The following is a 26338-nucleotide window of genomic DNA, read 5'->3' on the forward strand; positions in this document are numbered from 1 at the left end:
CCGAGTCGATCCGGGGCCATGCGCCCGCACCCAGATAGACCGGGTCACCGGAACGGAGATTTTCATGGCCGACTTCAAGCGTTTCAGCCTCATTCTGATGACCAGCGTCGCCGCAACGACCCTCGCTTCGTGCGATGGCGCGACCAGCATCGCGACGCCCGGCGGCGGCAACGTGATCGTCAATCCGCCCGCGCCCGCGCCCTCGCCGAGCCCGTCGCCGACGCCCACGCCGATCACCGCCGCGCAGTTTGCCGGTACGGGTGGTCAGGTCGATGCGGCCTTCACGATCACGGCCGACGAGCAGCTCGCGCTCGCCACGACCGCGCCCGGCACCAACAACAATGTCAACGGCACGCGCGTCTATGCCGCGGGCTCGGGGCCTGTCGTCGCCTCGCCGACCATCTCGCCGCTGACGACCACCCCGACCGTGACCGATCCGACAACGCTGAACACCGGCGGCTCGACCTTCTTCACCGCCGGCTCGTTCCTCGGCGCGTTCAGCGGCCCCGCCGATACCGCTTTCCAGCAGTGGACCTGCAACTCACCGTCGGCGAACTTCGGTGCGGGCAGCGCCTCGTGCAACGCGCCGCCGCTCGTCGTCGCGGCCGGTGCCACGCCCGCGGCCAGCGCTTGCCCCACCGGCACCACCGACGGTGGCACCAACACCAACGTCCGCCTCTGCCGCCTGCCGAACAGCATCACAGCCAACCTGACGCTGCCGCGCATCACGGGCGTCGCCTATCTCCTCGACGGCAACGTTGAGGTCGGCACCGACGTGGGCACGACTGGTGCCGCCACGGGCCCGACGCTGACGATCGAGCCCGGCGTGACGATCGTCGCCAACCCGGCGGACGCTGCGAACGACGTGCTGCTCGTCAATCGCGGCGCGAAGATCGATGCCGTCGGCACCGCGGCGCTGCCGATCATCTTCACCTCGCGTCAGAACCTGTCGGCAACGGGCACCTCGGACTCGACCCAGGGTCAGTGGGGCGGCGTCATCCTGCTCGGCCAGGCGCCGACCGGCGTGTGCCGCACTGGCACGGGCCCGAACAACGCCGACGGCACCAGCACGACTTGCGACAACACTGCCGAGGGCCTGGCCACGACGCGCCTCTATGGCGGTCCGGACAAGGCCAGCAACAGCGGTCGCATGGCCTATGTCCAGATCCGCTTCACCGGCATCGACATTTCGGCCGGCGGCGGCAACGAGCTTCAGGGCCTGACGCTCGGTGGCGTGGGCTCGGGCACGCAGCTCGATCACATCCAGTCGCACAACTCGGCCGATGACGGCATCGAGGTGTTCGGCGGTACGACCAACCTCAAGTACGTCGCGATCACCGGCGCCGACGATGACGGCTTCGACTATGACAATGGCTATCGCGGCCTGGTCCAGTTCCTGCTCGTCGCGCAGAAGCCGGGCGGCGCCACCAGCGACTCGTTCATGCTCGAGGTCGACTCGAACGGTAACGAGGATCTGCTGCCGCGCACCTATGCGCAGATCGCGAACTTCACCTTCATCCACACCGCCGCCACCACCGGTACGCTGCGCATCCGCGGCGGCGCCGATGGCCGCTTCGTCAACGGCCTGGTGCAGAGCTCGGTGCCCTGCCTCAACGTGATCGCCGGTACGGCCGACCGGTCGACCTTCCGCGCGGCCGGCCAGGGCCCGACCATCAATGGCGGCCCGCAGGAGAATGGCCCGCCGATCTTCACGTCGGTCTACTTCGCCTGCAGCAATCGCTGACCGGCAGGCTTGTGACGATACCCGCCGGGACGACAGGAACTCCGTCGTCCCGGCGGTTCGCGGTTCTAGGAATATCGAGCGGGGCAGAAAGCTCATGAAGAAGCCATTCGCGTTCGGAGCCATGCTCCTGTTTACCAGCAACCTCGTCGCGCCGGCGGCGTTCGCGCAGGCGGGTGCGCCCGATCCGGCGACGCCTCCCGCCGGCCAGGAGACGCCTCCTGCGAGTCAGGACGTACCGGCGCCGGCTGACGCGCCGCAGGAAGAGGTGGAGGTCTCCACCCCGGGCGCGGACGAGGATGTCGGCGAAATCGTCGTCGTCGGCCGGAACATCCCGAACGTCATCCGGACCACCCCGCAGGTGGTGTCCGTCCTCACGCCGGAGGACATCGCCCGCACCGGTGAAGGCGACATCGCGGGCGCGCTGCAGCGCGTGACCGGCCTCTCGGTCGTCGGCAACGGTTTCGTGTTCGTGCGCGGTCTCGGCGATCGTTATTCCTCGGCGCTGCTCAACGGTTCGCCGCTGCCGTCGCCGGAGCCGCTTCGCCGCACCGTGCCGCTCGATATCTTCCCGACCAGCGTGGTCGGCTCGGCGCTCGTGCAGAAGACCTATTCGGTCAACTACCCGGCCGAGTTCGGCGGCGGCGTCATCAACCTGACGACGCGCGCGATCCCGAAGGAGGGGTTCATCTCCCTCGGCGGCAACGTCACCTTCGATACGCGGACGACCAGCGAATACGGCTATGCCTATGAGGGCGGCGACCGCGACTGGCTCGGCTATGACGACGGCACGCGCGACGTTCCGGCCTTCATCAAGGAAGTCGGCCTCAACGGCTCGCAGATCCCGGCTGACCAGGTCGCGCAGCTGACCAACACGCCCACCACCATCATGCAGGGCAACTATCATATCCCCGCGAACTTCTCGGGCGAACTGAGCCTGGGCGAGCGCTTCAATGTGGGGAGCGTCCAGCTCGGCTTGATCGCGTCCGCCGGCCTCAGCAACACCTGGCGCACGCGCGACGCGATCCAGCAGGATACCAACGACCCCACCGGCATCCTGCGCAGCGACTATCGCGCGATCATCACCGACAACCGGATCGTCGCGAACGGCCTGCTCGGCCTCGGCGCCGAGTTCGGCGACCAGACGATCCGCTGGACCAACGTCTACATCCACGACACGGTGAAGCAGGCGCGCGGTGCGACCGCGACGCTCTACCCGAACACGTCGGGCTTCGAGCGTTTCAACCAGAGCACCTCCTGGTTCGAGCGCGAGCTCTTCGAATCGCAGATCGTCGGCGAGTTCAAGATCAGCGACCTGAGCCTCGACGTGCGCGGCGCCTACGCCAAGACCCGCCGCGACTCGCCCTATGAGCGGACCTTCGTGTCGCGCTTCGATCCGAGCGTCGGCGGTTGGGTGAACGCGCTCAACGCGTCGAACGAGCAGGCGCAGATCGCCTTCAGCGAACTCGACGAGGAGCTGTGGAGCGGCCAGGCCGACCTGTCGTATAAGATGCCCACCGACTTCTTCTTCCGCTTGTCGGCCGGCTATTTCTACAGCGATCAGCAGCGCAGCTCGAGCCGCTTCACCTTCGCCTACCGTTACGGGCCCGGCGGCGGTCTGCCGCTCGCCTACCGCTATCTGCGGCCGGATCTGCTGCTGTCGCCCGAGGTGCTGGCCAAGATCGACGACCAGCTGGGCGGATGTCCGGATGGCCTCTGCATCGTGCTCGACAACGTGTCGGGCGGGCAGGGGGCGTCGGTCTACGATGCCGGTCTGACGGTCCATGCCGGCTACCTGCAGGCGGAGATCGAGCCGGTGAACGGTGTGCGCGCCACGTTCGGCGTGCGCTACGAGACGGCCGATGAATCGGTGGTCACGAATGATCCGGCGTCGGGTACGTCGCTCAACAACGACTATTGGCTGCCCGCGGCGACCGTGACGTGGAACTTCGCGGACAATATGCAGCTGCGCGTCCACGGGTCGAAGACCATCGCCCGTCCGCAGTTCCGCGAGCTGGCGCCGCAATTCTACCAGGACTTCGACAGCGACCGGCTCTTCTTCGGTAACCCGGCGCTGGTCGATTCGCAGCTCTACAATGCCGAAGCGCGCTACGAATGGTTCTTCGGCCGTAACGAGCGCCTGACCGCGGCGGGCTTCTACAAGAAGATCAAGAACCCGATCGAGCAGGTTTCGGCGTTCCCGACGCTCGACTCGCGCATCACCACCGGCTTCTCCTACGTTCCGGAAGCACAGCTCTATGGCGGTGAGATCGAGCTCCAGAAATACTTCCCGCTCGATGTCCTCGGCGGCGATTTCTGGTCGACGCGGCGGCTGCTGCTGATCGCCAACTATACCTATACGCATTCGGAGATCACCGCCGACGACACGCTGGTGCCGGACATCAACGCCGGACCGGGCGGCATCGTGCTACGGCCGGCCAACCTGCTGTATCGCGACGGCGCGCCGCTGACGGGCCAGTCGGATCACCTCGTCAACTTCCAGTTCGGCATCGAGGATACGGAAAAAACCTCGGCGATCACCTTGCTGGTCAATTATGCCAGCGAGCGTGTGACCGCGCGCGGCGCCTCGAACGCTTCGGGCGTCGGGTTCCTGCCGGACGTCTACGAGAAGCCCGGTATCCGCCTGGATGTCGTCGCGCGTCAGGCGATCGAGGTCTTCGGCGGCGAGATCGAGCTCAAGTTCGAGGCGCGCAACCTGACCGGTACCCGCTTCGAGGAGTTCCAGGAGTTCGAGACCAAGAAGGTCTATGTGAACCGCTACAATGTCGGCCGCACGTTCAGCATGGGCGCCACCGTCAAATTCTGACCGTCAGCGGTCAGGACAAAAGGGGGAAAGTCCCGGTCGCCACCCGCGGCCGGGACTTCTTTTTTATCCCCAGGGGCGTTCGCGAAACCATTTGGTGATGACGTATTTGAGCCCCGCACGCACCTTCATCGCATGGTGCAGGGTCGTCGGGTTTGGCGTGCCGTCGGGGCGTAGATTGCTCCAGGCGAGCAGCTTGCCCGTCTCGGGTTGGACGATCTTGTCGATCGCCTTGAACCGTGTCGCGCCCCCGGCCTCGACCTCGTTGAGATAGACCATCACGGTCCAGGTGCGCTGGCCGGCGACTGAGCAGAATTTCTCGAAGTCCACGCCGGTCGGCTCGAAATAATCGGTATGCGCCTTGAACTCCTGCCCGACGGCGTAGCGCTGGCCCTGCAGCGGCTCGCCATGCGCGGGCGAGAGACCGGTCAGCGCGGCGATCCGCCGGTCGACTTCCTGCGTCGCGGCAAGGCTGGCCGAGAGGTCGCAGGTCTCGCTCGTCCGGAACGCATTGTCGCCATTATAGTCGGACACCAGCGACGGCCGCCGGTCGTGGTCGATCAGCGCCATCAGTTCGGCGCATAGTTCCGGCTCGAGGAAGTTCTTGCGGACGAACAGCGTGAGCTTGGGGCTCGGCACTTTCTGGATACCCGGCTGGCGCGACAGGCGCTCGATGACCGGTTCAATGGGAAAGCCGGAGGGGGTGATCATGGGAGGCTAGATGCCAGAAGCTTCCCTGGATCGCCAGTCGCAGCAATCGTCTCAAAAGAGTCATGAAATAGAAGTCAAATTGTCACTCAAGCGACATAGCTGCGACACATGACACCTGCTCCGGCTCTGGAAGACCTGATCGGCGCCGCGGCGCGGGATGGCGCGACCGCACTGCATCTGCAGATCCAGCGTAACTCCGTCGCGGCGATGGCGCGGCAGGGCCAGGCACTCGCGCCGCTCGGCAGCTTCCGGGCGCCCGGTGGCTGGCTCAATCAGGCGGCCGCGCACCCGCGGGCGACGCGGATGGCGGACCGGATCGTGATCCGGATCGAGCCGCATTTCATTCCGCATGACATGCTGGCGCGGCTCGGCATGCCAGGCGCTATGCGCGATAGGCTCGCCCCGGTCCTCGCGCTGCCGGGCGGTGTGGTCCTCGCTGCTTCCCCTTCGCGCGACGATCGGCTTCGCCTGGCCGAAGCGCTTGCCGGCAGGGCAAGCTATGCGCCCGTGGTGACCGGTCAGCGGCAGGCGTTGCAGGCGGCGGCGGGCATGGATTGCGACGCGATCCTGCTCGACGGTCTCGCCGACCGCGATACCGCCGTGCTCGCGTTCGACCTGGCCCGTGCCGGACAACGGATCGTGATCGCGGTCGATGCGATCAGCGCGATCGCGGCGATCGGTGAATTGCGCGCACTGCGTGTCGAGCGCCACCTCCTCGGGGCAGGGCTGCGTGCGGCGGTCGCGGTTCACGGCGCGCAGCGGCTATGCCCCGGCTGCCGCTTGCCGGCCCAGGCGCGCGCGTCCGAGTCCGCGCTGCTCGGGATCGATCCCGGAACCGTGATCCACCGCCCGGCGGGTTGCGGTGGTTGCGACGGCACTGGCTATGTCGGCACCGCGCTGGTGTTTGAGGCGATCGCGGTGGACGGCGCATTGCATGGGCTGCTGGCGAAGGGCGCCGATGCAGCGTTGCTCGCGCGGCACGCGTTCGTTGCCGCGCCGACCCTGGCGGCTTCGGCGCGCATCCTGGCGCGTGAAGGCCGGATCACGCCGGAAGAAGCGATTCGAATCACCCGAACCACCGCGGCGGCGGTAGGGGCGGAGGCGCCGCATCCGCACATTTTGCCATCGTCGGGGGATTTGCTTGACGATAGGGGCCTCGCTTCGCTAAGCGCGCGCCTCCACGGCGACCGTAGTTCAATTGGTTAGAGCACCGGCTTGTGATGCCGGGGGTTGCGGGTTCAAGTCCCGTCGGTCGCCCCATTTCTTCCATCGGTGACTTTAGGGCTGGCGCTCCGCCGCGCGGAACAATATTACGCGCTTCGGAAATTTTGTTAGCCCGGAAATTTGGGCGCTGGAGCGGTGTATGAGCGCGGTTTGGGACCTCCCCGATTTCGACGAGCACGAGGGCGTGCACCTGATCTGCGATCCGCAGAGCGGACTCAAGGCGGTGATCGCGATCCACTCGACCAAGCTCGGCCCGGCGGCGGGTGGCGTGCGCTTCTGGCACTATGCCGATAGCGGCGCGGCGGTCACCGATGCGCTGCGCCTGTCGCGCGGCATGTCGTTCAAGAACGCGATGGCCGGGCTCCCGCTCGGCGGCGGTAAGGGCGTGGTGCTCGCGCCCGAGCGCGGCGCGACGATCAGCGAGGCGCAGCTCCTCGCATTTGGCGAGGCGGTCGAATCGCTCGGCGGCCGCTACGTCACGGCCGAGGATGTCGGCATGTCCGAGGCGCGAATGAAGGTCATCGCGACGCGCACGCGCCACGTCTCGGGCTTGCCGGTGCAGGGCGGCAATGCCGGGGGCGATCCCGGCCCGTTCACCGCACTCGGCATCTATCTCGGCGTCAAGGCCGCGGCGAAGCGCGCGCTCGGCGCGGACAACATGGCCGGCATCCATGTCGCGATCCAGGGCGTCGGCAGCGTCGGCGGCGGCCTTGCCCGCCGGCTCGCGGCCGATGGCGCGAAGCTGACGCTGGCCGACGTCAACGCCGACAAGGCCGCCGCGCTCGCGAAAGAGCTCGGCGCCGACACGGTAGCCGCCAACGAGATCCTGCGCGTCTCGGCCGATGTCGTCAGCCCCAATGCGCTTGGCGCGATCCTGACCGAAGCGTCGATCGCCGCGCTCGACTGCAAGGTCGTGGCGGGCGGCGCCAACAATCAGCTCGCCACCCCGGCGGACGGCGCGCGCATCCATGCCCGCGGCATCCTCTACGCGCCCGATTACGTCATCAACGCCGGCGGCATCATCAATGTCGGCCTGGAGTATCTCGGCAAAGGCGACCGCGCCGAGGTCGAGGCGCGGATCGCCAAAATCCCCGCGCGGCTCGACGAGGTGTGGGACGAAAGCGCCCGCACCGGCGCGCCGTCGAGCGAGGTGGCGGACACGATCGCCAAGCGGCTGATCGGGCGGGGGTAACCGGCACCACGCACGTTCCGCACCCCACGCGACGCGACCCATTTCGGTTGGCGCCGCCACGCCGTGGCGAACGCGTGTAAGCCGATGATCGGCATGCCGGAGCTCGCCAACTCCCTATCCTGGATCAACTTGCCGCATCCTGGTCATTGACCATCCCGCAAGGGCTTGAGACAGCTGATGCTGCGGCCTGCAAGAGGGATTCCGATGCGTAACATTGCCCTAGTCGTGATGCTCGGCCTCACCGCTTGCGGGGGCAATGGAGGCGGCGGCACTCCGACGCCAACGCCAACACCCGTCAATGCAGCGCCCGTCTTCACCTCGGCCGCGACCGCGAGCGTTGCGGAGAACGGCACGGGCGTCCAGTATCAAGCCGCAGCGACCGACGCGAATGGCGATGCAATCACCTTCTCGATTGCTGGCGGCGCGGATGCCGCGCGCTTCGGCATCACGACGGGCGGCGCGCTCAGCTTTTCCGCAATCCCCAATTATGACCTTCCGGCGGACGCGAATGGCGACAATATCTACGAGGTCCAACTCCGCGCCAGCGACGGCACGCTGTCAAACACGCTCAATCTGCAGATAACCGTCACCAACAGCGTTGAGGGCATACGCGTCCGCCGCATTTTGGGTGCCCTTTGGGAACCGTTCTTCGCCGCTCCCGATCCCAGGGATAGTGGGCGTCTCCTCTTGGGTAGTCACGGGGGTCGCGCCTATCTGATCTACCCTGCTACCGGCGGGCGTGCTGATTACACTGGTCCTTCGGGCGGTTCTGGCGCTGGAAACCAGGAGATGGGCCTGCTGGCGGTGGCTGGGTTTCCCAACCCTGCATCGTCTCGCTGGATCATGGTTCATCGGACACAAACGGATTTTTCGTCCGAGATCATCGAATTCAATATTGATACGCGAATCCAGCGCCAGATAATGGTGATCCCGCATCGTGCGGGGAGCCCGAACAACTATGGCGGGTGGATGGCGTTCGGACCAGACGGCTTTCTCTATATCGCAACGGGCGATGGCGGCGGTCTCGGCGACCCGGACAACAATGCGCAGAATCCAAACAGCCTTCTCGGCAAAATTTTGCGCGTCAAGGTCGAGGGGACGGGGGGATCAACGAGCTTCTCGCCCGCCCCCGGCAATCCGTTCATCGGTGGAGGGGGCAACCCGTTCGTATTCGCCATGGGCCTGCAGAATCCCCGCCGGGCCGCCTTTGACGGGAACCGGCTCATCATCACCGATCTCAGCGAAGTGGGGTTCGAAGAGGTCAATCTGATGCCGCTCGACCAGCCCGGCATCAATTTCGGCTGGCCCTATCTGGATGGAACCACAGCCTATAAGGGCACCGCGCCGTCCGGTCTCACGCCTCCCGTGTTGCTGTATCCGCATAGCGCCGGTCCCTGGCGGGCTGATTCCGACATCGGTTCGATCGTCGGCGGCTTCGTCTATCGCGGACCGATCGCATCCCTGCAGGGACACTATGTCTTCGCGGATTACTGGTTTGAGAACGTATACAGCATTCCAGTGAGTTCATTCGTCCAGGGCCAGACCTTGCCCTTTACCAGCGTGGAGCGCCGCACCGCGGACTTCAGACCGGATGCAGGGACGTCGCTCCAGCAGATTACGGGATTCGGTATGGATGGCGCCGGCAATCTCTATGTTCTCGATCTGCTCGGTGGTGAAATCTATATCGTCGAGCCTCGCTGACGCCGCGTCCGCCTATGGCGGGCCATTCGCTGGCGTTGGCGGACCATGCCCGATGATGATGAGCACTATGCCTGCGCTGTAGCGCTACGATCGGCCCGCAATGCGTGGAAGCGGACCTGCATCTGGCAGGCTCGCGGCCTCGTGATGGCCTGAACGCGATGCTGCGAGATAGGCGTGGCACATACGCGGCAGTTCGCGACGCAGGCATGCCAGATCAACTTGCGAACCCTTGCCCTCCATGACCACGCGCACCGAGCCCCCCAGCAAGGCCGCCAGCATGAAGGCAACGGCGTCGCGATCGGCAAAGCGCGCGTCAGGAATGGTGCCGAGCAAGGCGCCGATCAACTGCGTCATACGGGTCGCGGCCCGGCTGAGCGGCTCTGAAAGGTCGAACTCGGCAGCAATGCCGTAGATCGCGCGCGAGGCGACAATGTCTGCCGTCTTGGCGTCGAGCCAGCTCAGGGCCAAGCCCTCCGCGACCGTTGCCAGGTCGCATCCGCCAAGACGCCCGCGAGGTGGCGACGCAACGCGAAATCCAAGACGGCTTCACCCGCCGCCACCTCGCCGAAGCGGCGTTCGCGCGGACCTACCTCGCGATTCCTCCGCGCGGGACCGACGTTCGCTGCGAAGCTGCGCGGCGGCTGACCACGTGGCGGTGCGCAGCCTCCTGTCGCGCGTCGCGAAGCTGGAACAGTCTCGGAGTCCCGCCTCGCCAATCGAGCTTTGGTTCGGGTCGCTCGGAGCCTTCAGCGACGGTCTGCGCGCCGGGATCGCGGCGGGCGAGTACGACCCGGCCGACATGCCGGTGGTCATGGCTGGCATCGAACGCTGGCACCGCGACGGAGCTTGGGCGCGGTGAGCCAGTCGGTCCCCGCGTGGCTGGCAGCTTGGCGCGCCGGGCAGCAGCCGCTGAATCAACGCGAGCAGCCCGCAGCACCGTCCGCCGCGCCCACCGTCGCAGCAGCCCCGGCGCAGGTGGCCCCATCACCAGCCCCGCCCAAGGTGCACCCGCTGTCGAAGGGCTTCTCCGAGCCGCAGCCGTGGGAGTTCGACGGTTGCGCGCGGCGAGAGGCCGTCCTTGACCACGACCATCACCCGCCTCGCGTCGTCAGGCGAGTCGGCTGGCAGCGGTGCATGAGGTGCAGGGATCCTTTTTGGTCCGAGGACGTGATCAGGCTGCGCCTGTGCAGTGCGGGCCACGGGTGCCGCGAGAACGAGGACCGGTTCGCGCAGGGCGAGCGGGGCGGGTCTTACCGACAGGCTCGCCGCTGACGACCGCGTGGCTTTCGCGCCGTCCGCTTGATATGTCTGCCGGATGGCATTCTCGAACCCCCAAGTGTACCTAAGCGATCTCGCGCTACCTCTCTGTCGTCGCTTCGAAGCTGAGCCGACGAGCTACGAACTGGCGATTTCGAGCTGCATCATCCTGTACCATTTCGCTGACGTGGTTGCCCATGTCCGGGGCCGCAAAGCTCATGAGGTGGCGGACGAGATTTCGGCGACCATTCCCGAGTTCCATACCGTTCGGGCGATTGCGAACGCGGGCAAGCACGTCGAACTCATACGTCATCCGAAGTCCGCGCTTGTGGGACTTCGCGCGGAGCATCTCACGAGGGGCAAGGGCGCAGCCTTCAGCGATGGCTCGTACTTCTCGGATGGGACGACTTGGTCGGATATGCCGGAGACCGTGGTGGTGGAGACACCGGACGGTACGAAGCATGACGTCTTGCACGTGTGCCGTTCAGTCCTGAAATCCTTGGGCGAAAATCCAGAGTATTTTCAGGTCTAGCGCCGAACCAGCCTTCTCCGACAAATATCATAGCTGCTGCTGGACCCGCTTAAGCGAGTTCAACCGCTGCGCATTGATGCCCGATGGTCGCAAGCGTAAGCATGTCGTAAGCCATATGTTACCACACGACTCCCAACTGCGCCGCCTACCAGCGGCAGTCGCACCTGACTTGCGTATCAGGCTTGAGACGCTGGTGTTTGCGCACGACCAGATGGAAATCGCATATCGGAGGTTGTTCCAACACCTGAGCGATCTTGTCGGTGCGCCGCCATACGATATTCGCGCGCTGCTTTTTTCGGATGCTTGGACAATTGTGAGCCAAGTCCATGTCGTGCGGAAGATATTAAAATCGCTTACGGATGAAGAGAGGAGCGTGGAGGTCCAATCCTACCTCGACGACTTTCAGAGCGCGAAGCACCTTAGAGACAAAATCAGCCATTTGAACGAGCAAATTCCGAACTTAGTGAATGGACAAGGGAACAGCGACTCCATCTTCGGAACCATTAGCTTTTTCCGACCGGACCCAGAAAGATGCGTATTGAATTTGCCCTCCTCGGCTCATCTTGAGGGAAGTTTAGTTCTGATACCCAGCGGAACGTCCCCAAGAAATCTCGTCTCTAAGATTTCGACGGATGAGATGGATTACGGCCTGCCCGTCTGCGGGTTAAGATTGCTGGCATTTGACACGATGCTACGTCTCAATGAGCCGGTGCTACGCTTGCGAGGGATAATGGCGCGCATCTCGGAGCAGACAGCCACGCAACTGGAAGCGCATTTCGAAATGCTGGAAGCAGAAGGGGGTAGCGACATCCCGGCGTTGCGAGCGGCGGTACCTGGGGGGCAGTTCATTATGGGTCTGGAGATGCAATTGGACTACACCGATGGCCGCGAAGACGGGCCATCGAGATAGCTAGCGTTGGCGGAAGAGGTGGGATTCGAACCCACGGACGGCTTGCACCGTCGCTGGTTTTCAAGACCAGTTCCTTAAACCACTCGGACACTCTTCCATACCGATCACCGGCGTGCAGCTTACGACAGGCTTACGGGCGAACCCACCGCCCGAATCGGACTGTCGCTAACCGGCTGTAACATTTCTCCATTCCTGCACCTGCGACGGCAAGCTCCAGCAGCTTTCAAGACCGCTGCCTTAAACCACTCGGCCACCCTTCCGCACCGGGGCACGCCTTTGGGCGTTTGCCGTGTTTTCTGCAAGGGGCCTGCGTTTTCGCCAAGCAGGGGGTTCATGCCCGCGAAACGCTGTGGCAGAGAAGCGGAATGCGGGAAATCAAGGGCCTGTTACGGCGTATCGGTTTGGCGGGAACGGTGGTTGCGGCGTGTACGCTCGCAGGTGCCCCCGCCGCAGCTCAGGACGAGGCGGGGTTCCAGGCCTATATCAACGGCCCCCTCCGCCAGCAGGCACTGCGCGAGGGGGTGAGCGCGCGGACGCTCGACCGGGTGCTCCCGACGCTCACCTACAATCCGCGCGTGGTCGAGCTCGACCGCGACCAGCCCGGCGGCACCAATCCCAACGCGCCGATTCCCAGTTTCGCGCCCTACAAGGCGCGCCATGTCGATGCCGCGCGGATCAGCCGCGGCCGCGCGACCTATCGCCGCTTGCGTCCGCTGCTCGCTCGCGTCGAGCGCGAGACGGGGGTACCCGAATCGATCATGGTCGCGATCTTCGGGCACGAGACCAATTATGGCAGCTACACTGGCGGTTTCGACCTCCCGCGCAGCCTGGCGACGCTCGCTTATGAGGGCCGCCGCCGCACGCTGTTCGCGGGTGAGTTCATCGCGACGATGAAGATGGTCGACCGCGGCGTGCCGCGCGAGCGGCTGCTGGGCAGCTGGGCCGGGGCGTTCGGCTATCCGCAATTCCTGCCCTCGATCTATCTCCGCCTCGCGCGCGATGGCGATGGCGATGGCGTCGCGAACATCTGGTCGAACGAGGCGGACACGCTCGCGTCGATCGCCAATTATTTCGTCAACGCCGGATGGCGGCCCGGCCAGCCCTGGGGCGTCGCGGTCAACGTACCGTCGGGCTTCGATCGCACGCGGATCGTCAACCGCACCAGCTCGCCGCGCTGCGGGCGCGTGTTCGACCGGCATTCGGGCTGGAAGACGATGGCCGAATGGCGCGCGCTCGGCATCGTCCCGCAATCGGGAAGCTGGCCCGACGCCAATATCCAGGCGACCTTGCTCGAGCCCGACGGTCCGGGCAGGACCGCCTATCTGCTCACCGGAAACTATCGCGTGATCCTCGACTATAACTGCTCGAATTTCTATGCGTTGTCCGTGGGGTTGCTCGCCGATGAAGTCGAACTTTAGCTTGGTCCTGCCATTGGCGCTGCTCGCCGCATGCAGCGGGAGCGGGGGGAGTCTCGATGAGCTTCCGCCGGCGCCCGTCGCCGATGCCGGGCCCCAGGCGCAGCTTCCGCCGGCAACGGCCGGGGAGGGCGCGCCGCCGCCGATGGAGGGGCCGCAGGGCTCCTCGCAGCTTCGCCCCGGCGAAGACCGTTACGATCGCGTCGGTTATGCCGGCTATGCGGGAGCGGGCGAGGGGGTGTTCGCGCTGAGCGGTGAATTGCAGCCGGGCAGCTTCGCCGAGGTCACCGCGCTCGATACCGGCAGAACAATCCTGGTGCAGGTCCGCGGCGAGGGGCGTGGGCTGCTGGAGCTGTCCGGCGGTGCCGCAAAGCAGCTCGGCGTCACTGGCAATCCGGCCGTGCGCGTCCGCCGGGTGACCGTCACGCCGCAGGATTCGGCGCTGCTCTCGACCGGACAGGCCGCGCCGACGCGCGCCGATGCGCCGCAAGCGTTGCTCGTCGGCCTGCGCAAGCAGCTCGCCGAGCGCGTTCCGGCCGAAACCAAGCCCGCTCCCGTCGCAGCACAGCCGCGCCCGCCGCGCCGCGCTGCCCCGCCTGCAAAGACACCCGCACAGACCCAGCCAGCCCGTGCCGCGCGCGGCCTGTTCGTGCAGGTCGCCGCGCTGTCCAACGCCCAGCGCGCCCGCGCCCTCGCCGGGCAGCTCGGCGGCACCGTCCGCAGTGCGGGCAGCCTTCACCGCGTCCAGCTCGGCCCGTTCCCCAACCGTACCGCCGCCGAACGCGCACGTGCCGATGCCGCAAAACGTGGCTATGGCGATGCCCGCGTGATTTCCGTTCCCTGAACCCCTGCTTTCGGACTTGAAGAGATCCATGAAGAAGTTCCTGCTTACCTCCGCTGCCGCCTCTGTTCTTGTTGGGGCCACTGTCATCGCGCCGACCGCAGCGCAGACCCCGCCGTTCGAGACCGCGGCGCCGGTCGCGTTCATGGAGGATCTCTCCTCGGGCGCGGTGCTCTATGCGAAGGACGCCGATCGCCGCATGCCGCCCGCTTCGATGGCGAAGATGATGACCGCCTATGTCGCGTTCGACCTCATTAAGCAGGGCAAGCTCAAGCTCGACCAGATGGTCGATGTGCGGCCAGAGACCTGGGCGAAATGGCATGGTCCTTCAGCAGGTTCGACGATGTTCCTGTCACCGGGTCAGAAGGTCAGCGTCGAGAATCTGCTCAACGGCATCGTTGTCGTTTCGGGCAATGACGCGTGCGTCGTGCTGGCCGAGGCGGTCGCGGGGACCGAGCCGGCCTTCGTCAACCTGATGAACCAGAAGGCGCAGGAGCTCGGCCTGTCGAACAGCCGCTTCGGCACCTCGAACGGCTGGCCTGACGAGGGGCGCACCTATGTTACTGCGCGCGACCTCGCCAAGCTCGCCAAGGCGACGATTTCCAACCATCCCGACCTCTACAAACGCTTCTACTCGCGCGAGAGCTTCACTTTCGGCACCACCATGGGCGGCGCGCCGATCACCCAGGCCAATCGCGATCCGCTGCTCGGCAAGGTGCAGGGCGCCGACGGGCTCAAGACCGGGCATACCGAGGAGGCGGGCTATGGCTTCACCGGCTCGGCGCAGCAGAATGGCCGCCGTCTTGTGATGGTCGTCGCGGGGCTCGGCAGCTTCAACCAGCGCATCGACGAATCGGTCAAGTTCATGAACTGGGGCTTCCGCGCCTGGTCCTCGCAGAAGGTGGTGAGCAAGGGCCGCAAGGTCGACGCCGCGCAGGTCCAGCTCGGCGACGCCTCCGAGGTCGGCCTGGTCGCCCCGCGCGACCTCGCCATTGCGATCCCCGCCGGCACCAGCCCGCAGCTCAGCGCCAAGGTCGTCTATCAGGGCCCGATCAAGGCGCCGATCAAGGCCGGCACCCACATCGCCGATCTCGTCGTCACCGCGCCCGGCCTGCCCGAGCAGCGCATGCCGCTGGTTGCCGATGCAGATGTCGGTGAGGCGGGCTTCTTCGGCCGCGCCTGGGCCGGCCTCATGTCGCTGTTCGCGTGAGAGGGCGCTTCCTCAGCCTCGAGGGCGGGGAGGGCGCCGGCAAATCCACCCAGGCACGCCGGCTGGCGGAGGCGCTGGAGCAGCGCGGCATCCCCGTGGTGCTGACCCGTGAGCCGGGCGGTACCGAAGGGGCGGAGGCGATCCGCGGCCTGCTGATGCAGGGTGCGATCAACCGCTGGAGCGCGCATGCCGAGGCCCTTCTTTTCGCAGCGGCGCGCGCGGATCATGTCGAGAAGCTAATCCGCCCCTCGGTCGAATCCGGCAGCTGGGTGATCTGCGACCGCTATATCGATTCGACCCGCGCCTATCAGGGGGCGCAGGATATCGACGACGCCGCGATCCTGGCGTTGCACGGCTTCGGCTCCAAGGGCCTGTTGCCCGACCGCACCTTCATCCTCGACCTGCCCCAGGGGGCGGGGGCGGCGCGCGCGCTGGCGCGGGACGGCGGCGCGAACGACCGGTTCGGCGCGCGCGGTCCGGACTTCCACACTGCCGTCGCCGCGCACTTCCGCCGGATCGCCGCAGCCGAGCCCGATCGTGTCCGCGTGATCGATGCCACGCGCGACAAGGATGACGTCACGACGTCACTTCTCGACGCGCTCGCTGACCTGCTGCCATGACGTCACTTGCCGGCAATGCCGCGGCAAAGGCCGCGTTCCGCGCTGCCATGTCCGGCGCGCAGCTCCACCATGCCTGGTTGTTCGCGGGACCGGAGGGCGTGGGCAAGGCGAGCTTCGCGCGCCAGGCGGCGATGCGCATGCTGGCAGAGGCGGCGGGGAAGGGGGACCTCTCCGGCGAGTTCGACGTGCCCGAGGATCATCCCACACGGCGGATGATCGAGGCTGGGTCGCATCCCGATTATCGCGAGATGGCGCGGCTGCCCAAGGATCCCGACAAGCCCGGCGAGAATCTCGCGCGCTCGATTCCGATCGCGCAGGTCCGTGGCCTGGGGCCGATGTTCGCGACCAAGCCGAGCATGTCGGCGCGTCGCGTGGTGGTGATCGACTCGATCGACGACGTCGAACGCCCCGGCGCCGCCAACGCGCTGCTCAAGAATCTCGAAGAGCCGCCCCAGGGGACGATCTTCCTGCTCGTCAGCCATTCGCCGGGCCGGCTGCTCCCCACGATCCGCTCGCGCTGCCGCCTGTTGCGCTTCGATCCGCTGAGCGACGCCGAGGTGGGCGCGGTGCTGCGCGCAGAACTGCCCCAGGCCAGCGCGGCCGAGATCGACGCGCTGGTCAAGGCGGGCGGGGGCTCGCCAGGCAAGGCGCTGGGCTTCGCGGGGCTCGATCTCGCCACGCTCGATACCGAGATGTCGGCGATCGCCGCGCGCGGCGACCCTGACAATATGATCCGCTCGCGCCTCGCCAAGACGCTCGGGCCCAAGGCCGCGCAGCCGCGCTACGAAGCTTTCCTCGCCCGCGTCCCTGCCTTCATCGCCGCCGAGGCGCGGGGCAAGCAGGGAAGGGCCCTCGCCGACGCGCTCGATGCCTATGAGCAGGCAGCGCAGCTCGGCCCGCTCGCGCTCGCTCAGTCACTCGACGCGCAGGCGACGGTGTTCGAGATGGGCGGCATCCTCGCGCGATTGGCGGCGCGCTAGTCACCCTCACCCTCCGCGGCTTCGCCGCTCCTCCCTCTCCCATTGGGAGAGGGAAGGGGCCCGCGAGCGTAGCGAGTGGGAAGGGTGAGGGTGAGCCTTCTATCCGATCGCGCATTGCTCTAGAGCCCCCGCATGGCCGAACCCTATTACATCACCACCGCGATCCATTACCCCAACGGCAAGCCGCATATCGGCCACGCCTATGAGATGATCGCCGCCGACGCGATCGCGCGCTTTCAGCGCCAGGCGGGGCGCGACGTGCGGTTCATGACCGGCACCGATGAGCATGGCCTCAAGATGGCGCAGACCGCGCGCGCCCGCGACCTGACGGCGCGCCAGCTTGCAGATGAAATGTCAGCCTATTTCAGTGATATGGCGCGCGACCTGAATATCTCATATGATCGCTTCATCCGTACTGTCGACCCCGATCACTATGCCGCCAGCCAGGCGATTTGGAAGGCGATGGAGGCCAATGGCGACCTTTATCTCGATCGCTACGAGGGCTGGTATTCGGTCCGCGACGAAGCGTTTTACGAGGAGAAGGAGCTGACCGAGGGGGAAGGGGGCGTCAAGCTCTCGCCCCAGGGAACGCCGGTCGAATGGACCGCCGAGGAGACCTGGTTCTTCAAGCTCTCCAACTACCAGCAGAAGCTGCTCGACCTCTATACCGCACAGCCCGACTTCATCCGGCCCGAGCGGTCGCGCAACGAGATCGTGAAGTTCGTCGAGGGCGGGCTGGTCGACCTGTCGATCTCGCGCACCAGCTTCGACTGGGGTGTGCCGGTGCCGGATGCGCCGGGCCATGTCATGTATGTCTGGGTCGATGCGCTGACCAACTATCTCACCGGCATCGGCTATCCCGACGCAAGCAGCGCGCTCGCACATTACTGGCCGGCGAACCTGCACCTGATCGGCAAGGACATCACCCGGTTCCACACCGTCTACTGGCCGGCCTTCCTGATGTCCGCCGGCATCGCCTTGCCCAAGCAGGTGTTCGCGCATGGCTTCATCCTCAACCGCGGGGAGAAGATGTCGAAATCGACTGGCAACGTCGTCGATCCGATGGAGCTGGCGCGGCTCTACGGGGTGGATGCGCTGCGCTACTTCCTGCTGCGCGAGGTCAATTTCGGCAGCGACGGCAGCTTCAGCGACGAGGCGATCGTCACCCGCGCCAATGCCGACCTCGCCAACAGCTTCGGCAACCTGGCTCAGCGCACCCTCGCGTTCATCGCCAAGAACCTCGAGGGCGAACTGCCCGACAACGGCCGCGGCGAGGCGGCGGATGCCGAACTGCTGATCGCGGTTGCCGACGCCGGCCGCGAGTTCCGCGAGGCGTTCGAGGCGCTCGCGCTCGGCCAGGCGCTCGAGGCATGGATGCGCGCCGTCTTCGCTTGCAACCAATATATCGACGCCCAGGCGCCTTGGGCGCTGCGCAAGACTGATCCCGAACGGATGCACGCCGTGCTCGGCACCTTGGTCCGCGCGATCCGCGATCTCGCCATCCTCGTGCTGCCGGTGATCCCCGAATCCGCCGGCAAGATCCTCGATCAGCTCGGTCAGGATGCGCGCGACCATGCGGCCCTCGAGGACAGGAGCTGGTACGACGCCTTGACGTCCTCGGGCTTCCGCCTAGCACCGCCGACCGGCGTGTTCCCGCGGCTCGAGCTCGCGGAGGCGGCCGTATGAGGCTCGCCGACAGCCATTGCCACTTGAACTACAAGGGGCTGGGCGAGCAGCAGCCCGAAGTGCTGGCCCGCGCTCGCGAGAGCGGCGTGGTCGCGATGCTCAACATCGCCACGCGCGAGCGCGAATGGGACGAGGTGCTCGCCACCGCCGAGCGCGAGCCGGACGTCTGGGCGACGGTCGGCATCCACCCGCATGAGGCCGACGAGCATCCGCACATCGACACCGCCAAGCTCGTCGACCGCGCCCGGCATCCGCGCGTCGTCGGCATCGGCGAGACCGGGCTCGACTATTATTACGACCACAGCGACCGCGCGCGCCAGCAGGCGAGCTTCCGCGCCCATATCGCCGCGAGCCGCGAGACCGGCCTGCCGCTGATCGTCCACACCCGCGATGCCGAGCAGGACACGGCGAACATTCTCGCCGAGGAGATGGGGAAGGGCGCCTATCCCGGCGTGATCCATTGCTTCACCGCCAGCGGCGGCTTTGCCGACAAGGCGATGGCGCTCGGCCTCTACATCTCGATCTCGGGCATCGTGACCTTCAAGAATGCCCGCGACCTGCAGGAAACCGCCGCCCGCCTGCCGCTCGATCGCCTGCTGATCGAGACTGACGCGCCCTTTCTCGCTCCCGTTCCGCACCGGGGGAAGACCGGCGAGCCGGCCTTCGTCGCCGATACCTGCCGCTTCCTCGCGCAGCTGCGCGGCGAGGATCCCGAGGAGCTGGCCGACGCGACGCGCGCCAACTTCCACAAATTGTTCACGAAAACCCTGGCGTAGGGCGGGGGCGTGAAGGTCCGCATCCTCGGTTCCGGGACTTCCTCGGGCGTACCGCGGATCGGCGACGACTGGGGGGCATGCGATCCCGCCGAACCACGCAACCGCCGCACCCGCGCCTCGATCCTGGTCGAGAGCGCAACGACCCGTATCCTGGTCGACACCAGTCCCGACATGCGCGAGCAGTTGCTTGCCGCCAATGTCGCCGATGTCGACGCGGTGATCTGGACGCATGAGCATGCCGATCACACCCACGGAATCGACGATCTGCGTCAGCTGATGCATGCGCGCGGGGAACCCGTGCCTGGTTTCGCGCCGGAGGCGACGATACGTGGCCTATCCGAGCGCTTCCGCTACGTGTTCGAAGGCGGGGGGCCATATCGTGCGACCGCGACGATGGACCTGCTCGTCGACGGCATGACGATCGGCGACATCCGTGTCCGCACGGTGGATCAGCCGCATGGCGGCATCACCTCGGCCGGCCTGCGCTTCGAGCATGATGGAAAGTCGGTCGGATATGCGACTGATTTCAATGAATTTACACTGGATATGGAACGCCTCTACACCGGCCTCGACCTGTGGGTCGCCGACGCGCTCCGGCACGAACCGCATCCCACCCATCCGCATCTTGCCCAGACGCTCGCCTGGGCGCGCAAATGCGGTGCACGTCACACCGTCCTCGTGCATATGGACAAGACGATGGACTATAGAAGGCTGCTGGCCGAGCTGCCCCACGGGGTCGAGCCCGGCTATGACGGCATGGAGATGCAGGTTTGAACGAATCGCAGATCGTTCAGCTCGTCGCGCTGGTCGGGTTTCTGGTGCTGGTGCTGGGTTCGCTCAGCATCCGGCGGCTGCCCTTGGGCTTCATCCTCAAGACAATCATCGGCTGGGCGGTGATCGGCGGTCTGCTCTACCTCCTGGTCGTCAACCGCCACGCGATCCTCGATCAGCTCAACACGCTCGGTGCGCAGATCGGCGTGTCCGAGGCGCCGCAGGTCGCCGAGGGCGAGACGGTGCGCATCCGCCTGTCGCCCGACGGCCATTTCTGGGCGCGCGCGACGATCAACGGGATCGAACGCCGGATGTTGATCGACAGCGGCGCCACGGTGAGCGCGATCAGCGCGACCACTGCGCAGGCCGCCGGCATCGACTATGACCGCGGTGCGCCGGTTCGCGTCTCGACGGCCAACGGCATGGTCGAGGCACGCCGCGCACGCGCCGAGCGAGTCGAGGTCGGGCCGCTCGGCACCGACGATCTCGTCGTGTTCGTTGCGCCGAGCTTCGGCGATCTCGACGTGCTGGGGATGAACTTCCTGTCGCGGCTGCGTTCGTGGCGGGTGGAAGGGAACGTCCTGATCCTCGAGCCGCAACCGCGAACCACAGTGTGATTTAACATAATGTATATTATCGGACTTACGGAATGAGTGATCGGGAGGACTCCCCCGCAATCCAATTCGCCGCGATCGAGCCCCCCGGCATCGAGCGGCTGATGGCGATCATGGCGCGGCTGCGCGATCCAGTGACTGGCTGCGAATGGGATACCGTCCAGACCTTCGCGACGATCGCGCCGTACACGATCGAGGAGGCCTATGAGGTCGCCGACGCGATCGCGCGCCACGACATGCCCGACCTCAAGGACGAGCTTGGCGACCTGCTGCTCCAGGTGATCTTCCACAGCCGCATGGCGCAGGAAGCCGGACATTTCGCGCTGGCGGACGTCATCGCCGGCATCTGCGACAAGATGGAACGCCGCCACCCGCACATTTTCCGCGGCGCGGTCGAGGGCGGCCATCATCTGTGGGAACAAATCAAGGCCGCGGAGCGGGGGAATAAGGGGGCGGCGGGCGCGCTCGACGGCGTGGCGATCGGCCTCCCCGCCCTCACCCGCGCCGAAAAGCTCCAGAAGCGCGCCGCGCGCACTGGTTTCGACTGGCCCGATCCCAGCGGCGCGCGCGCCAAGATCGACGAGGAACTCGCCGAGGTCGAGGACGCGGACGACAACGAGCGCGCCGAGGAGATCGGCGACCTGCTGTTCGCCGTGGTCAACTGGTCGCGCAAACTGGGCATCGATCCGGAAGCGGCCTTGCGTGCGGCCAACGCCAAGTTCGAGCGCCGATTCCGATCGATGGAAGCCGAGGCTGGCGATGCCTTCGCCGGACTCTCGCTCGACGCGAAGGAGGAATTGTGGATAGCCGCTAAGCGGCGCTAACCGCCACCGCGTTGGGGTCCACCGCCATCAGCGCGGTTCCGGCATATTTCTCGGCTTCCGGCTCGAACAGCTTGCTGATCGCAAAGCTGCGCTCGGTTAGCGTCAGCCCCTTGAGCCCGTCAATCTTGAACGTGCCGATCTTCTCCTCGCGCGGGATCACGAAATCGCGCGACACGACCTGCGCGTCGACATAGAGCGCCCCGCCCCGCTGGTACAGGATGTGCGGTGCCAGCACCATGCGCGTGCGGTTATAGATCGCGGTCAGGCAGAGCTGCCTGACGATCCCCTCCAGCACGATCGGCGTCGGGTTGGCCGGCGAGTCGGCCCCGTTGGTATCCATCACGACAATCTGCCGACGATGCTGCGTTGCAGCAAGGAAAAATCGCCAGATCGGGTGGAAAAGCTGACAATTGGGTCAGTTGTCCCGCCATGGCATCTTGATCAGCCATGGCTTGGGCCGCCCGCTCGGGCGCGGTGTGCCGTCGAGCCGCTCGGCGCGCAGGATGCGGACTGACTTGAGGATCATCTGCCCGCGCATCACCCCGCGCCCGCCGCCGCTGGGCAGCGCGAGGATGCGACGCACCACATCCATCCCGCCCACGACCTTGCCGAACGCCGCGAAGCCCGGATTGCCCGGCCGCGCGTCGAGCGCGGGATTGTCGCCGACCATGATCGAGAAATTGCCGTTCGCCGAATTGGGATCGAGCCCGTGCGCCATCGAGATCGCGCCGCTCAGATGCTTGATGCCGGTGCGACTGGTGGACTCGAGCGGCAATGCCGGCAAGATCCGCCGGGCATCGGTGCCGATCCCGCCCTGGACGAAGCCCAGCTTGGGATCGCCCTTGCGCCGCGCCGCGCGGTAGAAGGTCGTTCCCTCGAGCCGCCCGTCGTCGACATAGAGCAGGAAATTGGCGACCGTCCTTGGCGCGCGCCGTGCATCCAGCGCCAGCGTGATGTTCCCCGCCGAGGTCACCAGCCGGACCCGGACGGTCGCGGGTTCGGGCGGCGCGGCGGCGAGCAGCGCGGCACCAGCCAGCACAAGAAACGCACGACGTTTCAACGTCATCCGCCCCGAACCTCGAACCTCTCATGATCCTTGGGCGCCATCCGCACTTCATAGATGGCGCGGTCGCCGTCCATCCAGTGCTCGACGACGTCGCCATGCTGGTGAAGCCATGCCGCGCCGGCGCCATCGCTCGGGTCGAGCGTGATCGTGTAGCGGCGGTGGCCCTGGGTGAGCAGCCCCGCGACTTTGTCGATCAGCGTAGCGATCCCCTCCCCGCTCAGTGCCGACACCGCCACGACATCCTCGCGCTTCGCCGCCTCGGCGAGCAGCTCGTCGCGGCGCTCGCCGTCGATCAGGTCGAGCTTGTTCCACGCCTCGAACCGTGGTGTGGCGGGATCGACTCCGATCTCGCCCAGCACCTGCTCGACATCGTCCTTCTGCGCCTGGCTGTCGGGATGCGCGATGTCGCGGACATGGATCAGCAGGTCGGCCGACACCACTTCCTCCAGCGTCGCCTTGAACGCCGCGACGAGCTGGGTGGGCAGCGCGGAGACGAAGCCCACCGTGTCCGAGATGATCGCCTTGTCGATCCCGGGCAGCGAGATCTGCCGCAGCGTCGGGTCGAGCGTCGCGAACAGCAGGTTCTCCGCCATGACGTCTGCGCCGGTCAGGCGATTGAAAAGCGTGGACTTTCCGGCGTTGGTATAGCCGACCAGCGCGATCACCGGCCACGGCGCACGCTGGCGCCGGCCGCGGTGCAGCCCGCGCGTGCGGCTGACCGATTCGAGCTCGCGCTTCAGCCGCGCCATCCGGTCGCGGATCAGCCGGCGGTCGGCCTCGATCTGCGTCTCGCCCGGGCCGCCGAGGAAACCGAAGCCGCCGCGCTGGCGCTCGAGGTGGGTCCAGCTGCGCACCAGCCGGCCCGCCTGATAGTCGAGATGCGCGAGCTCGACCTGCAGCCGGCCCTCGGCCGTTCGCGCCCGCTCGCCGAAGATCTCGAGGATCAGACCAGTGCGGTCGATCACCTTGCAGCCGAGCCCGGTCTCCAGATTGCGCTGCTGCACCGGGGTCAGCGCCGCGTCGAACACGGCAAGCCCCAGCTCGCGGTCGCGCACCGTCTCGGCCAGCGCCTGGACCTGACCCGATCCGATCAGCGTGCCTGGCTTGGGCGCGCGGATGCGCAAGGGCACGCGCTCGACCACCTCGACGCCGATCGCGAGCGCGAGGCCAGCGGTCTCCTCCAGCCGCGCCTCGGCGTCGCGCGTGCTGCCGCCGAGGTCGGGATAGACCACGACCGCGCGTGCACCGCGCGCAAACTCGTCCTGGTCGCGATCGAAGCCAGTACTCATGGGTTGCCTAGGCGGGTCCGCCCCTCACGCCTCCTCGCCGTCGTCGGCGAGGTTCAGCGGATGCGCCGGCTGGATGGTGGACACCGCGTGCTTGTAGACCAGCTGATAGACCCCGTCGCGCTGGAGCAGCATGCAGAACAGGTCGAACGCCGCGATCCCGCCCTGCAGCATCACGCCGTTGACCAGGAACATCGTCACATTCTCCTGCTGCCGCTTGACGGCGTTCAGGAAAATCTCCTGCAGGACCGGGTTCTTGGAGGCGTTCTCGGGCACGGCGTCGACGATCGACGCGACATCGACCGAGCCCGAAGGCATGATCGTCGAGATGGCGTGCTTGTAGATCAGCTGCGACTGGCCGTCGCGGCGCAGCAGCACGGAGAAATTGTCGAACCAGGTGACGATGCCCTGGAGCTTGACGCCCTTGACCAGGAACATCGTGACGGGGGTCTTGGATTTGCGGAGCGCGTTCAGGAAGAGATCCTGGAGCGAGGTCTGCTTGTCGGCCATATTTACGGTCCTGTTCTTGGCGGAATTTTTCCCGCAATGGCGCCGTTTCCCGGCGTCGGAGCGCGCCACCCGAGGCGCGTACGGCAATGTAGGGCGTCGGGGTACGAAGGTCTATAGCATTGCCCTCTCCCATCGGGAGAGGGAGGGGCCCGCGAGCGCAGCGAGTGGGAGGGTGAGGGCGACGCGCGTCAACGCGTCAACATGAATCGCCCTCACCCTTCCGCGCCTTCGGCGCTCCCTCCCTCTCCCAATGGGAGAGGGAAAGACCTATTCCTCGCGGCCCTCGTGGATGCCGAGCAGCTTGAGTTTCCGGTGCAGCGCCGAACGCTCCATGCCGATGAAGTGTGCGGTGCGCGAGATGTTGCCCGAGAAGCGCCGGATCTGGATGCGCAGATATTCGCGCTCGAACGTCTCGCGCGCTTCTTTTAGCGGCGCGCCCATCATCGCCGTCGCGCCGGCGCCATCGCCCTCGCCGCTGCGCCGGCCGAGCACTTCGGTCGGCAGCATGTCGATGTCGATCCGCCCGATCCGGTCCCCCGGCGCGAGGATCACCGTTGCCTCGACCACGTTGCGCAACTGGCGGACATTGCCCGGCCATTCATAGCTTTGCAGCGCGACCATCGCATCGGGCGCGACCTCGGGGGTCGGTACCCGGCGCTCATTGGCGTAATGCGCCACGAAATGCTCGACCAGCGGCGGGATGTCCTCGCGCCGCTCGGTCAGATGGGGGATCGCGACGGGCACGACGTTGAGCCGGTAGAACAGGTCCTCGCGGAACCGCCCCTCACCGATCTCCTCCATCAGGTCGCGCGCCGTGGCTGAGACCACGCGGACATCGACCTTGACCTGGCGCTGTCCGCCGACGCGGTTGAACTTCTGCTCGGTCAGCACGCGCAGGATGCGGCCCTGCGTCGCCATCGGCATGTCGGCGATCTCGTCGAGGAACAGCGTGCCGCCATGCGCCTGCTCGAGCAGCCCGGGATGGACCAGATCGCCATCCTCGACCCCGAACAGCTCCTCCTCGACCCGCTCGGGCGTCATCCGCGCCGCGCTGACGATCACGAACGGCCCCGTGACCCGGTTGCTCCATTCGTGGAGCAGCCGCGCAGCGACTTCCTTGCCGGTGCCCGGCCCGCCAGTGATCATCACCCGGCTGCCCGTCGCCGCCACGCGCTTGAGCGTCGCGCGCACTCCGTTGATCGAGCCCGAATTGCCGGTGAGGTCGGTCTCGCGCCCCACGCTGGCGCGCAGCGAGGCGACCTCGCGCCGCAGCCGCTCGGTCTCGGTCGCGCGTTCGACCAGCAGCAGCAGCCGCTCGGCCTCGAACGGCTTCTCGATAAAATCCGATGCGCCGCGCCGGATCGCCGCCACCGCGGTGTCGAGATTGCCATGGCCCGAGATCACCAGCACCGGGATCGACGCGTCGCGCCGCTTGATCTCGTCGAGCAGTTCGAGCCCGTCGAGCCGCGATCCCTGCAGCCACACGTCGAGCAGCACCAGGCTCGGCCGCCGCTGCGCGATCGCCTCGAGCGCTGCGTCGCTGTCCGCCGCGCCACGCGTCTCATAGCCCTCGTCCTCGAGCACGCCCGCGACCAGCTCGCGGATGTCGCTCTCGTCGTCGACGACCAGAATGTCCAACGTCATACG

25 protein-coding genes and 2 tRNA genes are annotated in these 26338 nt (G+C 66.5%); 19 read left to right on the plus strand and 8 right to left on the minus strand.

Translation table 11 applies throughout. From position 1 onward, the window contains the following. Nucleotides 1–64: 64 nt before the first annotated feature. Together OK349_RS01920 and OK349_RS01925 are read left to right on the plus strand one after the other, a co-directional pair. Nucleotides 65–1744 (plus strand): hypothetical protein, encoded by a 1680-nt coding sequence (locus tag OK349_RS01920; RefSeq protein WP_265116146.1) that lies wholly within the window; start codon nt 65–67, stop codon nt 1742–1744. A gap of 121 nt (nt 1745–1865) precedes the next feature. Next, entirely contained in the window at nt 1866–4568 is a 2703-nt protein-coding gene (locus OK349_RS01925) for a TonB-dependent receptor domain-containing protein (protein ID WP_265116147.1), read from the plus strand. Between the two features lie 63 nt (nt 4569–4631). Here OK349_RS01925 and OK349_RS01930 read toward each other — a convergent pair whose 3' ends face one another. After that, nucleotides 4632–5276 carry a prolyl hydroxylase family protein gene (locus tag OK349_RS01930; RefSeq protein WP_265116148.1) on the minus strand — a complete coding sequence of 215 codons (645 nt, stop codon included), beginning with the start codon at nt 5274–5276 and terminating at the stop codon, nt 4632–4634. A 108-nt stretch (nt 5277–5384) separates the two neighbouring features. Between OK349_RS01930 and OK349_RS01935 the strand changes: the two genes are divergently transcribed. From OK349_RS01935 to OK349_RS01950, 4 genes are all read left to right on the plus strand, one after another. Next, on the plus strand, nt 5385–6482 hold the full coding sequence (locus OK349_RS01935) for an ATPase, T2SS/T4P/T4SS family (protein WP_265116149.1): 1098 nt from the start codon (nt 5385–5387) through the stop codon (nt 6480–6482). Beyond that, nucleotides 6460–6536 (plus strand) — tRNA-His (locus OK349_RS01940). The genes OK349_RS01935 and OK349_RS01940 overlap by 23 nt, the downstream gene beginning before the upstream one ends. Before the next feature lie 103 nt (nt 6537–6639). Further along, on the plus strand, nt 6640–7692 hold the full coding sequence (locus OK349_RS01945; RefSeq protein ID WP_265116150.1) for a Leu/Phe/Val dehydrogenase: 1053 nt from the start codon (nt 6640–6642) through the stop codon (nt 7690–7692). Between the two features lie 204 nt (nt 7693–7896). Next, on the plus strand, nt 7897–9393 hold the full coding sequence (locus OK349_RS01950; protein ID WP_265116151.1) for a PQQ-dependent sugar dehydrogenase: 1497 nt from the start codon (nt 7897–7899) through the stop codon (nt 9391–9393). An 84-nt stretch (nt 9394–9477) separates the two neighbouring features. On the opposite strand, the gene OK349_RS01955 is transcribed toward OK349_RS01950, so the two are convergent. After that, nucleotides 9478–9882, minus strand: a complete 405-nt coding sequence (locus OK349_RS01955) for a hypothetical protein (RefSeq protein ID WP_265118509.1) — start codon at nt 9880–9882, stop codon at nt 9478–9480. Nucleotides 9883–10048: 166 nt separating this feature from the next. Between OK349_RS01955 and OK349_RS01960 the strand changes: the two genes are divergently transcribed. The 3 genes from OK349_RS01960 (at nt 10049) to OK349_RS01970 (ending at nt 12092) form a co-directional block, all read left to right on the plus strand. After that, a complete protein-coding gene (locus OK349_RS01960; protein ID WP_265116152.1) occupies nt 10049–10252 on the plus strand; it encodes a hypothetical protein in 204 nt (67 codons plus the stop codon). 456 nt (nt 10253–10708) lie between these two features. Further along, nucleotides 10709–11182, plus strand: coding sequence for a hypothetical protein (locus OK349_RS01965; protein WP_265116153.1), 474 nt, complete (start codon nt 10709–10711; stop codon nt 11180–11182). A gap of 169 nt (nt 11183–11351) precedes the next feature. After that, nucleotides 11352–12092, plus strand: coding sequence for a hypothetical protein (locus OK349_RS01970; protein WP_265116154.1), 741 nt, complete (start codon nt 11352–11354; stop codon nt 12090–12092). A 7-nt stretch (nt 12093–12099) separates the two neighbouring features. On the opposite strand, the gene OK349_RS01975 is transcribed toward OK349_RS01970, so the two are convergent. Continuing rightward, nucleotides 12100–12189, minus strand: a tRNA-Ser gene (locus tag OK349_RS01975). A gap of 268 nt (nt 12190–12457) precedes the next feature. Between OK349_RS01975 and OK349_RS01980 the strand changes: the two genes are divergently transcribed. The 10 genes from OK349_RS01980 to mazG all read left to right on the plus strand — a co-directional run bounded on the left by OK349_RS01980 (nt 12458) and on the right by mazG (nt 21829). Further along, on the plus strand, nt 12458–13510 hold the full coding sequence (locus tag OK349_RS01980; RefSeq protein WP_265116155.1) for a lytic murein transglycosylase: 1053 nt from the start codon (nt 12458–12460) through the stop codon (nt 13508–13510). A 1-nt stretch (nt 13511) separates the two neighbouring features. Then, complete coding sequence (locus OK349_RS01985) at nt 13512–14351, plus strand: SPOR domain-containing protein (RefSeq protein WP_265116156.1); 840 nt, start codon at nt 13512–13514, stop codon at nt 14349–14351. A gap of 28 nt (nt 14352–14379) precedes the next feature. After that, the gene (locus OK349_RS01990; protein ID WP_265116157.1) at nt 14380–15558 is read left to right on the plus strand and encodes a D-alanyl-D-alanine carboxypeptidase family protein; all 1179 of its coding nucleotides are present in this window, start codon (nt 14380–14382) and stop codon (nt 15556–15558) included. Further along, on the plus strand, nt 15555–16178 hold the full coding sequence (gene tmk, locus OK349_RS01995) for a dTMP kinase (RefSeq protein ID WP_265116158.1): 624 nt from the start codon (nt 15555–15557) through the stop codon (nt 16176–16178). The genes OK349_RS01990 and tmk overlap by 4 nt, the downstream gene beginning before the upstream one ends. Beyond that, nucleotides 16175–17158 (plus strand): DNA polymerase III subunit delta', encoded by a 984-nt coding sequence (locus OK349_RS02000; RefSeq protein WP_265116159.1) that lies wholly within the window; start codon nt 16175–16177, stop codon nt 17156–17158. The genes tmk and OK349_RS02000 overlap by 4 nt, the downstream gene beginning before the upstream one ends. 132 nt (nt 17159–17290) lie before the next feature. Then, nucleotides 17291–18844: a methionine--tRNA ligase gene (gene metG / locus OK349_RS02005; protein WP_265116160.1), complete on the plus strand. Its 1554-nt coding sequence runs from the start codon at nt 17291–17293 to the stop codon at nt 18842–18844. Beyond that, nucleotides 18841–19620 carry a TatD family hydrolase gene (locus tag OK349_RS02010; RefSeq protein ID WP_265116161.1) on the plus strand — a complete coding sequence of 260 codons (780 nt, stop codon included), beginning with the start codon at nt 18841–18843 and terminating at the stop codon, nt 19618–19620. The genes metG and OK349_RS02010 overlap by 4 nt, the downstream gene beginning before the upstream one ends. 9 nt (nt 19621–19629) lie before the next feature. Further along, nucleotides 19630–20394, plus strand: a complete 765-nt coding sequence (locus OK349_RS02015; protein WP_265116162.1) for an MBL fold metallo-hydrolase — start codon at nt 19630–19632, stop codon at nt 20392–20394. Further along, nucleotides 20391–21008 carry a retropepsin-like aspartic protease family protein gene (locus OK349_RS02020; protein ID WP_265116163.1) on the plus strand — a complete coding sequence of 206 codons (618 nt, stop codon included), beginning with the start codon at nt 20391–20393 and terminating at the stop codon, nt 21006–21008. Before OK349_RS02015 ends, OK349_RS02020 begins: the two co-directional genes overlap by 4 nt. Before the next feature lie 32 nt (nt 21009–21040). Beyond that, entirely contained in the window at nt 21041–21829 is a 789-nt protein-coding gene (gene mazG, locus OK349_RS02025) for a nucleoside triphosphate pyrophosphohydrolase (RefSeq protein WP_265116164.1), read from the plus strand. Here mazG and OK349_RS02030 read toward each other — a convergent pair. From OK349_RS02030 to OK349_RS02050, 5 genes are all read right to left on the minus strand, one after another. Continuing rightward, entirely contained in the window at nt 21816–22169 is a 354-nt protein-coding gene (locus OK349_RS02030) for a WYL domain-containing protein (RefSeq protein ID WP_265116165.1), read from the minus strand. The two genes, mazG and OK349_RS02030, sit on opposite strands and share 14 nt — an antisense overlap. A gap of 75 nt (nt 22170–22244) precedes the next feature. Further along, on the minus strand, nt 22245–22895 hold the full coding sequence (locus tag OK349_RS02035; protein WP_265116166.1) for a peptidylprolyl isomerase: 651 nt from the start codon (nt 22893–22895) through the stop codon (nt 22245–22247). Beyond that, on the minus strand, nt 22892–24184 hold the full coding sequence (gene hflX / locus OK349_RS02040) for a GTPase HflX (RefSeq protein ID WP_265116167.1): 1293 nt from the start codon (nt 24182–24184) through the stop codon (nt 22892–22894). The genes OK349_RS02035 and hflX overlap by 4 nt, the downstream gene beginning before the upstream one ends. Nucleotides 24185–24208: 24 nt before the next feature. Continuing rightward, entirely contained in the window at nt 24209–24691 is a 483-nt protein-coding gene (hfq, locus tag OK349_RS02045; protein ID WP_372340530.1) for an RNA chaperone Hfq, read from the minus strand. A gap of 267 nt (nt 24692–24958) precedes the next feature. Then, entirely contained in the window at nt 24959–26335 is a 1377-nt protein-coding gene (locus tag OK349_RS02050) for a nitrogen assimilation response regulator NtrX (RefSeq protein ID WP_265116169.1), read from the minus strand. Between the last annotated feature and the right edge of the window lie 3 nt (nt 26336–26338).

The sequence above is a fragment of the Sphingomonas sp. BT-65 genome, from assembly GCF_026107375.2.
Lineage (GTDB): Bacteria > Pseudomonadota > Alphaproteobacteria > Sphingomonadales > Sphingomonadaceae > Sphingomonas.

Bases quoted from the DNA above. Each gene is read 5' to 3' on its own strand.
- OK349_RS01945 (WP_265116150.1), top strand. From the start codon at position 6,640: ATGAGCGCGGTTTGGGACCTCCCCGATTTCGACGAGCACGAGGGCGTG.
- OK349_RS01965 (WP_265116153.1), top strand. From the start codon at position 10,709: ATGGCATTCTCGAACCCCCAAGTGTACCTAAGCGATCTCGCGCTACCT.
- mazG (WP_265116164.1), top strand. From the start codon at position 21,041: ATGAGTGATCGGGAGGACTCCCCCGCAATCCAATTCGCCGCGATCGAG.
- OK349_RS01930 (WP_265116148.1), bottom strand. From the start codon at position 5,276: ATGATCACCCCCTCCGGCTTTCCCATTGAACCGGTCATCGAGCGCCTG.
- OK349_RS01980 (WP_265116155.1), top strand. From the start codon at position 12,458: ATGCGGGAAATCAAGGGCCTGTTACGGCGTATCGGTTTGGCGGGAACG.
- OK349_RS01920 (WP_265116146.1), top strand. From the start codon at position 65: ATGGCCGACTTCAAGCGTTTCAGCCTCATTCTGATGACCAGCGTCGCC.
- OK349_RS01950 (WP_265116151.1), top strand. From the start codon at position 7,897: ATGCGTAACATTGCCCTAGTCGTGATGCTCGGCCTCACCGCTTGCGGG.
- OK349_RS01990 (WP_265116157.1), top strand. From the start codon at position 14,380: ATGAAGAAGTTCCTGCTTACCTCCGCTGCCGCCTCTGTTCTTGTTGGG.
- hfq (WP_372340530.1), bottom strand. From the start codon at position 24,691: ATGGCCGACAAGCAGACCTCGCTCCAGGATCTCTTCCTGAACGCGCTC.
- hflX (WP_265116167.1), bottom strand. From the start codon at position 24,184: ATGAGTACTGGCTTCGATCGCGACCAGGACGAGTTTGCGCGCGGTGCA.
- metG (WP_265116160.1), top strand. From the start codon at position 17,291: ATGGCCGAACCCTATTACATCACCACCGCGATCCATTACCCCAACGGC.
- OK349_RS01925 (WP_265116147.1), top strand. From the start codon at position 1,866: ATGCTCCTGTTTACCAGCAACCTCGTCGCGCCGGCGGCGTTCGCGCAG.
- OK349_RS02010 (WP_265116161.1), top strand. From the start codon at position 18,841: ATGAGGCTCGCCGACAGCCATTGCCACTTGAACTACAAGGGGCTGGGC.
- OK349_RS02030 (WP_265116165.1), bottom strand. From the start codon at position 22,169: ATGGATACCAACGGGGCCGACTCGCCGGCCAACCCGACGCCGATCGTG.
- OK349_RS01935 (WP_265116149.1), top strand. From the start codon at position 5,385: ATGACACCTGCTCCGGCTCTGGAAGACCTGATCGGCGCCGCGGCGCGG.
- OK349_RS02035 (WP_265116166.1), bottom strand. From the start codon at position 22,895: ATGACGTTGAAACGTCGTGCGTTTCTTGTGCTGGCTGGTGCCGCGCTG.
- OK349_RS02050 (WP_265116169.1), bottom strand. From the start codon at position 26,335: ATGACGTTGGACATTCTGGTCGTCGACGACGAGAGCGACATCCGCGAG.
- OK349_RS02000 (WP_265116159.1), top strand. From the start codon at position 16,175: ATGACGTCACTTGCCGGCAATGCCGCGGCAAAGGCCGCGTTCCGCGCT.